Annotated in this window: 2 protein-coding genes; both read right to left on the bottom strand. The window is 73.0% G+C overall.

What is annotated here, in order from left to right:
* Positions 1–197: 197 nt before the first annotated feature.
* Complete coding sequence (locus H2Q94_RS08020) at positions 198–9482, bottom strand: type I polyketide synthase (RefSeq protein WP_243793721.1); 9285 nt, start codon at positions 9480–9482, stop codon at positions 198–200.
* Between the two features lie 244 nt (positions 9483–9726).
* Positions 9727–12894, bottom strand: a complete 3168-nt coding sequence (locus H2Q94_RS08015) for a type I polyketide synthase (RefSeq protein ID WP_397545442.1) — start codon at positions 12892–12894, stop codon at positions 9727–9729.
* Positions 12895–13086 lie beyond the last annotated feature (192 nt).

The following is a 13086-nucleotide window of genomic DNA, read 5'->3' as shown; positions in this document are numbered from 1 at the left end:
GTGTCGTGTCTTGTCAGCGGCGGAGCCGCTGAGCAGTGATCAGCTTGAGCAAGCCGACCACCGGCGGGTTCTCAGCGGCTTCCTCGCGAGGACGGCGATTTCGCCGTGCAGGGGCCATCGGAAATCGATCCCGCAGTGAGGGAGCCGCTGAGGTTCCGCTGAGCGACCCCTTGCGCAGGCCATTTCAAAGGAGCTCCTCAGTTGCTCGTGCCGGTGGCCAGCCGCAGCAGGCTCTCGGCATCCATGTCGTCGATCGAGTCCGACGGCGCGTCCGCTTCGGCGGGCTCACCGCCGTCCTCGGCCAGTTGCAGCACCATGTCCAGCAACCCCGCCTTGCGGAGCCGGCCGAGCGGGATGGTGGCGAGGACTTCGCGGATTCGCGCGTCCGGATCGTCGGGTCGTTCGTCGGCCTCGCCGAACATTTCGGCGGCCAGGTGCGCGGTCAGCGCCGACGGGTTCGGGTGGTCGAACACCAGGGCCGCGGGCAGTGGCAGCCCGGTCGCGGTGCGCAGCCGGTTGCGCAGCTCCACCGCCGTGACCGAGTCGAATCCGACGTCCTTGAACGCGCGGGACGCCGGGATGCCCTCCGCGCCGTCGTAGCCGAGGGTGGCGGCGGCTTCGGCCCGCACCACCTCCAGCAGCGCGCGGGACCGCTCGGCGGCGGGCAGCTCGGTCAGCCGCCGCAGCAGCGCGGACCCGGCCTCGCCCGCCTCGGCGGGTTCCGATGCCTCGTCCAGCACGGCGCGGACCTCGGGGAGTTCGCCGAGCAGCGGGCTCGGCCGGGTCGCGGTGAAGCCGGGGGCGAACTTCTCCCAGTCCATCAACGTGACCGCCGCCGTGGCCGATCCGTCCACAATGGCTTGATTCATGCCCGCGAGCGCCTGTTCCGGTGCCATGGCGGGAACTCCTTGGCGGCGAAGTCGTTCGCCGACCTCCGCGTCCATCGCCATCCCGGCCTCGCCCCAAGTGCCCCAGGCGATCGAGGTTGCGGGCAGTCCGTGCGCGCGGCGGTGTTCGGCGAGGCCGTCGAGGAAGGCGTTCGCCGCCGCATACCCCGGCTGGCCGCCGCTGCCCCACATGGCGGCGCCCGACGAGAACAGCACGAACGCGTCCAGGTCGTGCTCGCGGGTGAGCTCGTGCAGGTGCAGCGACGCGTCCCGCTTGGAACGCAGCAGGTCCGCCAGCTGCCGTTCGGTCAGCTCCCGCACCGGGGCGTCCCCGTCGGAGACGCCCGCGACGTGGAAGACCGAGCCGAGCTCGCCCGCGTCGGCGAGGACTCCGGCCAGCTGCTCGCGGTCGCCCGCGTCGCAGGCGGCGATGGTCACCTTCGCGCCGAGCTCCTCCAGTTCGGCGGTGAGCCGGCCCGCGCCGGGCGCGTCCGGGCCGCGACGGCTGGTCAGCACCACCTGCTCCGCGCCGCGCCGCACGGCCCACTTCGCGACGAACGCGCCGACGCCGCCGGTGCCGCCGGTGATCAGGGCGGTGCCGTGCGTCCGGAACTCGGCCGCTCGCGAGGAGGCGGAGCGCAGCAGCCTGCGCCCGAACCGGCCGCCGTCGCGCACCGCGACCTGGTCCTCCGGGCCGGACAACGCCGCAGGCAGCAGCTCGGTGATCCGGTCGTCCAGGGAGTCCGGCAGGTCGATCAGGCCGCCCCACCGGTCCGGGTGTTCCAGCGCCGCGACCCGGCCGAGACCCCACACCGCGGCCTGCTCCGGGTTCACGTCCTCGCCGTCGACGGACACCGCGGCCCGCGTGACGCACCACAGCGGCGCCGCGATCTCCGCGTCGCCCAGCGCCTGCACCAGCAGCAATGTGGCGGTGAGCCCGCCGGGCGGGTCCAGGATGCTCAGCAGCGACACGACCGAGCCGATCTCCCGCTCACCTGCGGCTTCCCGCAGTTCGGCGGCCAGCTTCGCGCGCTCCCGCGCCTGCGCCGGGAGCACCACGACGTCCGCGCCGAACGCGTCGACGACCATCGAGATCCAGCCGTCGTGGGACTCGGGCACGACCAGCAGCCGAGTTCCCGCCTGCGCAGGGCCGGAATCGGTCGACTTCGTCCACCCGATCCGGTACCGCAGCGCGTCCACGGCCGCGCGGTGCCGGGAGCGTTCCCGCCACTTCGCCAGCGCGGGCAACACCTCGGTCAGCGCCGAACCGTCCCCGGCCACGCCGAGTTCCTCCGACAGCACCTTCGGATCGCCGCGTTCGACCAGGTCCCAGAACGCGGAATCCTCCGCGCCGCCTCGGGCGGGGCGCCGGGTCAGCCAGTAGCGCCGGTGCTGGAACGGGTAGGTGGGGAGCTCGACGATCCGCCCGGGACCGCCGGTGAACGTGCTCGTCCAGTCCACCTCGGCGCCGTGCGCGTGGGCTTCGGCCAGCGACAGCAGGAAGCGGCGCGGCCCGCCTTCGTCGCGGCGCAGCGTGCCCAGCACCACCGCCGGGTCCGGGCAGGACTCGTCGATCGTCTCCTCGATCGCGGCGGCCAGCACCGGGTGCGGGCCGGCCTCGACGAACAGGCGGCGGCCGTCGGCCAGCAGCGCTCGGGTGGCGTCCTGCATGCGCACCGTGTTGCGCAGGTTCGAGTACCAGTAGCCTGCGCCGAGCTCGGCGGTGTTGATGCGTTCGCCGGTGACGGTCGAGTAGAACGGCACGGTCGCCGGTCGCGGCGTGATGGGCGCGAGGACCTCGGCGAGTTCCGCCTCCAGCTGCTCCACGTGCGGGCCGTGCGAGGCGTAGTCCACGTTGACCTTGCGGGCGCGGATCTCGCGGCGCTCGCAGTCGGCGATCAGTTCCTCCAGCGCGTCCGGTTCACCGGAGACCACCACCGAGGAAGGGCCGTTGATCACGGCCACCGAGATCCGCTGCGACCACGGTTCGATGAGCTCGGCGACTCGGTCACCGGAGGCGGCCAGCGACACCATGCCGCCCTGGCCCGCCAGCGCCAGCAACGCCTTGCTGCGCAACGCGACCACGCGCGCGGCGTCGTCGAGCGAGAGCGCGCCCGCGACGTACGCGGCGGCGATCTCGCCCTGCGAATGCCCGACCACCGCGGACGGCGCGCACCCGTGGGAGCGCCACAGCTCGGTGAGCGCCACCATCATGGAGAACAGGGCGGGCTGCACCACGTCGACCCGCTCCACCAGTGCCGGGTCGGCCGCGCCGGTGAGCGCCTCGCGCAGCGACCAGTCCACGAACGGCGCCAACGCCCGCTCGCAGTCGTCGACGGCGTCGCTGAACACGTCGGATTCGGCGAGCAGGTCACGGCCCATTCCCCACCACTGCGAGCCTTGGCCGGGGTAGACGAAGACCGGTCCGGCGCCGCCCACGTCGGTGCCCCGCACCACGGACGCTCCGGTTCCGGCGGTGGCCACGGCGTCGAGTCCGGCGGTGAGTTCGTCGACGTCGGCGCCGAGGACGACCGCGCGGTGCTCGAAAGTGCTGCGGCCGTGGAGCAACGACCAAGCCAGCTCAGCAGGGTCGGACTCCACAGTGGACAACCGGGCGGCCTGGTCCTGAAGTGCCGCATCGGATTTCGCCGACAGCACCCACGGCACCAGCCCGTATCGGGCGCTCACCGAGGCGGTGTCGGGAGCTGCGGGCTCCGGGGCCTGCTCCAGGACGACGTGGGCGTTGGTGCCGCTGATGCCGAACGCCGACACCGCCGCCCGGCGCGGCCGATCCGCCTCCGGCCACTCGACCTCGTCGGTGAGCAGCCGAACCCGTCCGTCCGACCAGTCCACGTGCGACGACGGCCGCTCGGCGTGCAGCGTGCGGGGCAGCCGCCCGCCGCGCAGCGCCAGCACCATCTTCAGCACGCCCGCGATGCCGGCGGAGGCCTGGGAATGACCGATGTTCGACTTCAGCGAACCCAGCCACAGCGGCCGCTGCGCCGACCGCGCGGCCCCGTAGGTGGCGAAAAGCGCCTGCGCCTCGATCGGGTCGCCGAGCGCGGTGCCGGTGCCGTGCGCTTCGACGACGTCGACCTCACCCGCTTCGACGCCGGCGTTGGCCAGGGCCTGCCGGATGACGCGCTGCTGCGACGGCCCGTTCGGCGCGGTGAGCCCGTTCGACGCCCCGTCCTGGTTCGTCGCCGAACCGCGCAGCACCGCCAGCACCGGATGCCCGTTGCGGCGAGCGTCGGAGAGCCGTTCCAGCGCGACCACGCCGACGCCCTCGGCGAGGCTCATGCCGTCGGCGCCTTCGGCGAACGCCTTGCAGCGGCCGTCGGCCGCCAGCGCGCCCAACCGGCTGAAGCCGAGGAAGTCCTGCGGCCCGGAGATCACCGTGGAACCGGCGGCCAACGCCAGCGAGCTCTCCCCGCTGCGCAGCGACTGCCCGGCCAAGTGCAGCGCCACCAGCGAAGACGAGCACGCCGTGTCGACCGTGACGGCGGGACCTTCCAGACCGAGCAGGTAGGACAACCGGCCGGAGAGCACGCTGGAGGCGGCACCGGTGACGAACTGCCCCTCGGTGCCGTCGTTGATGCCGAACGCGCTCGCGCTGTAGCCCTGGTGGCTGGCGCCGACGAAGATGCCGGTTTCGCTGCCGCGCAAGGATTCCGGGTCGATCCCGGCGCGTTCCAGCGCCTCCCAGCCGGTCTCCAGCAGCAGCCGCTGCTGCGGGTCCATCGCCTGCGCCTCGCGCGGCGAGATCCCGAAGAAACCCGCGTCGAAACCGGCGGCGTCGTCGATGAACCCGCCCCGCACGGTGTAGGTACGGCCCGCCCGATCCCGGTCCGGGTCGTAGAGCTCGGCGGCGTTCCAGCCGCGATCGGCGGGGATGTCGGAGATCACGTCGGCGCCGTCGAGCACCAGCCGCCACAACTCGTCCGGCGTGGTCACGCCGCCCGGCAGGCGGCAGCCCATGCCGATGATCGCGATCGGCTCGTCGGTGGCGGCCGTCGCGCTCGCCGCTCGGGACTCCTGATCACCGGCGAGCCGCGAGTCCAGGAACGCCGCCAGGTCCGCCGGGGACGGGTAGTCGAACACGACCGTCGTGGGCAGGCTCAGCCCGGTGGCCCGCACCAGGCGATTCCGCAGCTCCACGGTGGTCACCGAGTCGAACCCGAGGTCGCGGAACGCACGGCGCTCGGCGGGCGCGGCGCCGCCCCCGGTGTGCCCGAGCACGGCGGCGGCCTGGTCGCGGACCAGTTCCAGCAGCAGCGCCGAGCGCTCGCTCGCGGGCAACGCGCGCGCCCGGGCGGCGAACCCGCCGACCTCCGCCGGAACGTCGGACTCGACCCGGCGCACCTCCGGCACGTCGTCGAACAGCGTCGTCGGCCGCGCCGCGGTGAAGACCTGGTGGTAGTTCGCCCAGTCCACATCGGTCAGCGCGAGCACGGACGCGTCCTCGTCCAACGCCCGCCGCAGGGCGGTGAACGCGAGTCGCGGGTCCAGGATGCGCAGGCCGGTGCGGCGCACGCCGTGGCGGTCCTGCTCGGCGAGCTCCGGCGAATCCGGCCACTTGCCCCAGTGCAGCGAGGTGGCGGGCAGCCCGCGCGCGCGGCGGTTCTCCGCCAGCGCGCCCAGGTACGCGTTGCCCGCCGCGTAGGCGGCGTGCGCGCCGCTGCCCCACATCCCGGCGATCGAGGAGTACAGCACGAACGCGTCGAGGTCGTCGCCGAGCAGTTCGTCCAGGTGCCGGGCACCGGCGACCTTGGCGCGCACCACGCGCTGGAACTGCTCGGTGGTGGTCTCGTCGATCGTGTGCAGCTCGATGATCACGGCCGCGTGCACCACGGTGCGGATCGTGTGCCCGGCTTCGGCGAGCCGGTCCAGCAGGGCGGCGACCGCGTCGCGGTCGGCGACGTCGCAGGACTCGACGGTGACCTCGGTGCCCAGCTCGGCCAGTTCGGCGACGAGCTCCGGCATCCCTGCGGCGGCGATACCCCGGCGTGAGGTGAGCACGACCTGCCGCGCGCCCTGCTCGGCGAGCCAGCGGGCGAGGTCCGGTGCGATGGCGCCGGTGCCGCCGGTGACCAGCACGGTGCCGCGCGGCGTCCAGTCCCGCACGGGGCGCGGTTTCGCGGCGCGCACCACCCGGCGGGCCAGCACGCCCGCCGGGCGGATCGCGAGCTGGTCCTCGCCTCGGGAGTCGGCGAGCACGGCGGCGAACCTGCTCGCCGCGCGCCCGTCCACGGTCTCCGGCAGGTCGACGGTGCCGCCCCAGCGCTGCGGGTGCTCCAGCGCCGCGGTCCAGGACACGCCCATCACCTGCGACTGCATCGGGTTCGGCAGCGCGTCGCCGTCGCCGGTGCGGGCGGCCCCGCGCGTCACGGTCCACGTCGGCGCGTCGATCCCCGCGTCGCCCAGTGCCTGCACCAGCGACACGGTCAGCGCCAGGCCGAGTGGCATGTCGGGGTAGGTCTCGCCGGGCTGCTCGTCGAACGCCAGCACCGAGACGACACCGGCCGGTTCACCGACTTCTCCCAGCCGTTGAGCCAGCACCGTTCTGTCCACACAGGACTCGCCCAGGAGCAGGCGGTGGACGTCGGCGCCGTGCTCGCACAACGCGGCGGCGACGTCGGCGTCCTCGGCTCGGCCGGTCGTGACCAGCAGCCAGGTGCCGTGCAGCAGACCGCGCGGCACGCCGCCCAGCGGCGTCCAGGAGACCTCGTAGCGCCAGGCGTCCGCCTCCGACAGCACCCGGCGCTGCTTGCGCCACGACGCCAGCGCGGGCAGCACCTGAGCCAGCGCCTGCTCGTCGACGTGCAGGTTCGCCGTCAGAGCACCGGTGTCGTGCTGCTCGACGGCGGTCCAGAACTCCTCATCCACCGGGTCGGCGGCGGGGCGGCTGGGCTCCGTCCAGAAGCGCTCGCGCTGGAAGGCGTAGGTCGGCAGCTCGACGGTCCGCGCGTCCGCGAAGGTCCAGTCGACCGCACCGCCGCGCACGAACACCGCCGCCGCCGCGCTCAGGAACCGGTCGAGCCCGCCGTGATCGCGGCGCAGCGTGCCGGTGGCGACCGCCGGAACCTCGTGCCGCTCGATGAGTTCCTGCACGCCCGTCGTCAGCACTGGATGCGCGCCCACCTCGAGGAAAACGCGGTGGCCCTGGTCGAGCAGCGACTCCACGGCCGGGGCGAACCCGACCGTGCGGCGCAGGTTCTCGAACCAGTACTCGGCGTCCGTGCAGGCCGTGTCGCACCACTCGCCGGTGACGGTGGACAGGAACGGGACCTCCGGGACGTGCGGGGTGATGTCGGCGAACTCGGCGAGCAGTTCCTCGCGCAGCGGCTCGGCGAACCGGGAGTGCGACGGGTAGTCCACGGCGATCCGGCGCACCCGCAGACCTTCCGCGGTGAGCTCGTCGAACAGCGCGTCCAGCTCCGCCGACAGTCCCGACACCGCGCAGGAGCTCGGCCCGTTGAGCGCGGCCAACGCCAGATCGCGGCCCTCGATCCGCTGCCGCACCTGCGCGCTGGACAGCGGGACGGAGAGCATCCCGCCCGTCCCGGCCAGGCGCCTGCCGATGACCCGTCCGCGCAACGCGACCAGCCGCGCGCCGTCCAGCAGCGACAGCGCGCCGGACACGACGGCGGCGGCCATCTCGCCCTGCGAGTGGCCGATGACCGCGTCCGGTTCCACGCCGTAGGAGCGCCACAGCTCGGCCAGCGCCACCATCATGGCGAACGTGGCGGGTTGCAGGACGTCGTCGTGCTCCAGCGACGGTGCGCCGTGCTCCTGGCGCAGCACCGCCGTGAGCGACCAGTCGACGAAGTGGCTCAGCGCGCGTTCGCAGTCGGCGATGCGCTCGGCGAACACCGGCGATTCGGCCAGCAGCCGGGCACCCATCCCGGTCCACGCCGTGCCCTGGCCGGGGAAGACGAAGACCACCTTGCCCTCGACCTCGGCGGCGCCTTCGACGACCGCCGCGTCGGGTTCACCGGCGGCCAGCGAGCGCAACGCCGCCAGCAGCTCCTGCCGATCTGAGCCGATCACCGCCGCGCGCTGCTCGAACAGGGATCTGGTGCGCACCAAGGAATGTCCGAGGTCCACCGGCGCGAGCTCGGGGTGCTCGGTCACGTGCCGCTCCAGGCGGGCGGCCTGTTCGCGCAGCGCCACCTCCGTCCTGGCCGACAGCACCCACGGCACCACCGCGTCGGCCCGGGACGGCTCCGGCGCATCCTCGACCGGGGGTGCCTGTTCCAGGACGGCGTGCGCGTTGGTGCCGCTGACGCCGAACGACGACACCGCGGCTCGCCGCGGACGTTCCGCCGGCCAGTCGACCTGCTCGGTCAGCAGCCGCAGCGAACCGGAGCTCCAATCCACGTCCGGCGACGGGTTCTGCGCGTGCAAGGTGCGCGGCAGCACGCCGTGGCGCAACGCCTGCACCATCTTGATCACGCCGCCGACTCCGGCGGCGGCCTGGGTGTGCCCGATGTTCGACTTCAACGACCCGAGCCACAGCGGCCGCTCGCGGTCGTGTCCGTAGGCGTCCAGCAGCGCCTGCGCCTCGATCGGATCACCGAGCCTGGTGCCGGTGCCGTGCGCCTCCACCACGTCCACATCGGACGGTCGCAGTTCGGCGCTCTCCAGCGCCTGCTCGATCACCCGTTGCTGCGCGGGGCCGTTCGGCGCGGTCAGCCCGTTCGACGCGCCGTCCTGGTTCACCGCGCTGCCGCGCAGCACCGCCAGGATCTCGTGACCGTTGCGCTGCGCATCGGACAGCCGTTCCAGCACCACGACGCCCGCGCCCTCGGCCCAGCCGGTGCCGTCGGCGTCGGCGGAGAACGCCCGGCAGCGGCCGTCGGCGGACAGCCCGCCCTGCCTGCTGAACTCCACGAACAGCGACGGGTCGGACATCACCGTGACGCCGCCGACGAGGGCCAGCGAGGACTCCTGCGCGCGCAGCGACCGCGCCGCCAGATGCAGCGCCACCAGCGACGATGAGCACGCGGTGTCCACCGTGAGCGCCGGGCCGTGCAAGCCCAGCGTGTAGGCCAGCCTCCCGGACAGGACGCTGGAGGCGGTGCCCGTCATGGTGTGGCCCTGCAGCTCGTCGGCGTCCGGCTGCGAACGGCCCCACTGGTAGGCGCCCACGAACACCCCGGCCGGGGTGGCGCGCAACGCGCTCGGCGCGATGCCCGCGCGCTCCACGGCCTCCCACGCCACCTCCAGCAGCAGCCGCTGCTGCGGGTCCATCGCCTGCGCCTCGCGCGGCGAGATCCCGAAGAAGCCGGCGTCGAATTCGGCCGCGTCGTAGAGGAAACCGCCGGTGCTCGTGGTGCTGTCCCGGCGCAGCGAGTCGAGGTCCCAGCCGCGATCGGCGGGGAAACCGGACACCGCGTCGCCGCCGGTGGACACCAGCTCCCACAGGTCCTCCGGCGACCGCACATCGCCCGGATAGCGGCAGGCCATGCCCACGACGGCGATCGGCTCGCGGTCGCGGTCCTCCAACTGCTCGATGCGCTTGCGAGCGTGCCGCAGATCGACGGTCACCCGCCGCAAGTAGTCGACGACCTTCTCTTGCTGATCTTCAGGCACGGAATTCCTCGCATGTGTGCTGCGTAAGGGGACGGGTGGCGGAACCTCAGCGGTCTTCTCGCTGCGCCCCGGCCGGTGTTTCAGTGATCTCCCGAGTGGCTCCACGAAGGAAATCGCTGTCCTCGCGAGAGGAACGCTGAGAACCCGCGGCGGTGCCGGTGGTCACTGCTCACCGGCTTCGCCGCTGACAGGATCTGGACAAAACCCATGTTCGGACGCCCCATCGGCTTGCTGTGGTCGCTCGTCAGGCGACGAACTCTTCGTCGATCAAGTCCAGGAGGCGGTCGAGCGAGGCGTCCGCGATGTCGGTGTCGGTATCCGGTGCACCGTCGCGGAGCTTGGCCGCGAGGCGGTCCAGCTGAGCCGCCAGGCGATCGCGTTGCGCCGGGTCCTCCGGGGACGCGTCCAGGCGCAGTTCCCAGGCCGCCAGTTCGGCTTCCAGCGAGGCGTCGTCCGCGAGGTGGCCGGTGAGGTACTCGGCGACGGAATTCGGGGTGGGGCGGTCGAAGACCAGCGAGCTCGGCAGGCGCAGGCCCGTCGCCGCGCCCAGCTTGTCGCGCAGTTCCACGCCGGTCAGCGACTCGAAACCCATGTCCTTGAACACCCGGTCCGGGCCGACCCGGTCGGGTTTTCGGTGGCCGAGCACCGCCGCCGCCTCGGTGCGCACCAAGTCCAGCAAGAACGGGGTGCGCTTACCGCGCGGCATGCTCGCGAGGCGCTCGGTGAGGTCGGGTTCCGGTTCCGGGGCGAGCGCGGGACGTTCGGGTACCGGGACGATTCCAGAGCCCGTCGTCGCGGTCTTCGTCGGCCAGAACCGTTCGCGCTGGAACGGATACGTCGGCAGCGCCACCGGGCGCGCACCGGTGCCGGTGAACACCTCCCGCCAGTCGACGGGCATCCCGGTCACGTGCAGGCGGGCCAGCGCCGTCACCCACGCGGCCTCCTCGTCGCGGTCACGGCGCAGCGCCGGAACGACGATGACGGGACTGCCCGGCACGGAATCCCGCACCATGCCGGAAAGAACACCGTCCGGCCCCAGTTCCAGGAACCGCGTCACGCCCTGCTCGTGCAGCGCGGCGACGCCGTCGGCGAAGCGCACCGGTTCCCGCACGTGCCGCACCCAGTACTCCGGATCGGCCAGCTCACCCGGCCGCGCGAGCGCACCGGTCAAGTTCGACACCACCGGGATTTCCGGCTCGGCGAAGGACAATCCACGCACGACCTCGCGGAACCGCGCGAGCATCGGCTCCATCAGCGGCGAGTGGAACGCGTGCGACACCCGCAGCCGGTTCGTCTTGCGGCCGAGGTCGGTGAAGTGCTCGGCGAGCGCGAAGACCTCCTCTGCGCCGCCGGAGACGACCACCGACTCCGGACCGTTCACCGCCGCCAGCCCCGCGTTCTCAGTGAGCAGCGGGGAAATCTCGTGCTCGGCGGCCTGGATCGCCACCATCGCGCCCTGGACGGGAAGTTCCTGCATCAGCCTGCCGCGAGCCGCGATCAGCTTCGCCGCGTCCGGTAGGGGCAGAGCGCCGGAAACGTGCGCGGCGGCGACCTCGCCGACCGAGTGGCCGCCGACGTGATCGGGGCGCACCCCGTGGGATTCGGCGAGCCGGAACAGCGCCACCTCCACGGCGAACAACGCCGGCTGCGCGTGTCCGGTGCGGTTGAGCTCGGCGGCGTCCTCGCCCCAGATGACCTCGCGCAGCGGGCGCTGCAGGTGACGGTCCAGTTCCGCCAGCACCTCGTCGAACGCCGCCGCGAACACCGGGAACCGGGCGTACAGCTCCCGGCCCATGCCGAGCCGTTGCGAACCCTGACCGGAGAACACCACCGCCGACGAACCCTCGGACACCGCTGCGCGAGCCACCTCCACCGCGCCGTCGGCGGTGCTCAGCAGCACCGCACGCCGGTCGAAGCCGGTCCGCCGGGTCACCAGCGACCAGCCCACGTCCACCGGCGCGGAACCCGACTCGGCGAGGTCGGCGACCTGATCCAGCAGCACGTCCAGTGCCGCATCCGACCGCGCCGAGACCGGCATCGGCACGGCGGCCGGCGTCACCGACGGGACGGATTCCTCTGGCGGCACAACGGGAGCGGCCTGTTCGAGGATGACGTGCGCGTTGGTGCCGCTGATGCCGAACGACGACACCCCGGCGCGCCGCGGCCGGTCCGCGCGCGGCCACGGCGCGGCGTCGGCCAGCACCTCCACGGCACCGGACGTCCAGTCCACCCGCGTGGACGGGCCGCTCAAGTTCAGGATGCCCGGCAACCGGTCCCGGCCCAACGCCAGCACCGTCTTGATCAGACCGGCCATGCCCGCGGCGGCCTGCGCGTGCCCCAGATGCCCCTTGACCGAGCCGAGCAGCAGCGGGATCTCCCGGTCCTGCCCGTAGGTCGCCAGCAGCGCCGTCGCCTCGATCGGATCGCCCAGCGCCGTTCCCGTGCCGTGCGCCTCCACCGCGTCCACGTCGGCGGCGTTCAGCCCGGCGTCGGCCAGCGCGTCCCGCAGCACCGCCCGCTGCGCCGTCTCGCTGGGGGCCGTCAGGCCCGCCGACTCCCCGTCGGAGTTGATCGCCGAACCGCGCAGCACCGCCAGCACCTCGTGCCCGGCCGCCCGCGCCCGCGACAGCGGCTCCAGCAGCACCACCCCGGCGCCTTCGGACCACGCGGTGCCGTCGGCGTCGTCGGAGAACGGCTTGCAGCGCCCGTCGGCGGCCAGCCCGCCCTGCCGGGAGTACCCGACGAACGAGGCGGGCGTGGACATCACCTGCACCCCGGCGGCCACCGCCAGCGAGCACTCGCCCGCCCGGATCGCGCGCGCCGCCGTGTGCACCGCCACCAGCGAAGACGACGAGGCGGTGTCCACCGTGATCGCCGGCCCCGCCAGCCCCAGCAGGTAAGCCAGGCGCCCCGAGGCCACGGCCGTCGAGAAGCCGGTCACGGCGTGCCCGCTCACGTCCTCGGCCGCCCCTTCGGCGGCCACCGCGTAGTCCTGCCCGTGCAGGCCCGCGAACACGCCCGTGCGCGTACCGCGCAGCGACACCGGATCGATGCCCGCGCGCTCGAACGCCTCCCAGGAGACCTCCAGCAGCAACCGTTGCTGCGGATCCATCGCCAGCGCCTCACGCGGCGAGATTCCGAAGAACTCCGCGTCGAATTCGGTCGCATCGGCCAGAAAACCACCGGAGTCCACGGCGCAGGCCGCGCGCAACCCCGCCAAGTCCCAGCCCCGGTCCTCCGGAAACCCGGACGCCGCCCCGGAATCCGAGGTGACCAGTTCCCACAGGTCCTCCGGTGACCGCACGGCACCGGGGAAACGGCACGCCATCGCCACCACTGCGATCGGGTCGTCCGCAGCCGGCGAATCGTCACCGGCCGGGCTCGTCGTACGCGGGATCGTCATGCGCTGCACCACCTCTGGCAGGAGTCGGGCGGGACTGCACCACTCGACTGCGGAGCGTAGGTGCGGTGTGGCTGTACATTTCCCTAGAGCCGCAGGTCGAAGGCCCGAAAGGGGTTCGCAGGACTAGGGATTCTCCGCATGGGCATGTGGGAGAAAAGTCGATGTCTTCTCCCGGCACGTCCCCTGCCGCCGGGATGCCGA

This window comes from Saccharopolyspora gloriosae (genome assembly GCF_022828475.1).
GTDB lineage: Bacteria > Actinomycetota > Actinomycetes > Mycobacteriales > Pseudonocardiaceae > Saccharopolyspora_C > Saccharopolyspora_C gloriosae_A.
The sequence above is the reverse complement of the archived record's forward strand: the minus strand, read 5'-3'. Positions and strand labels throughout refer to the sequence as shown.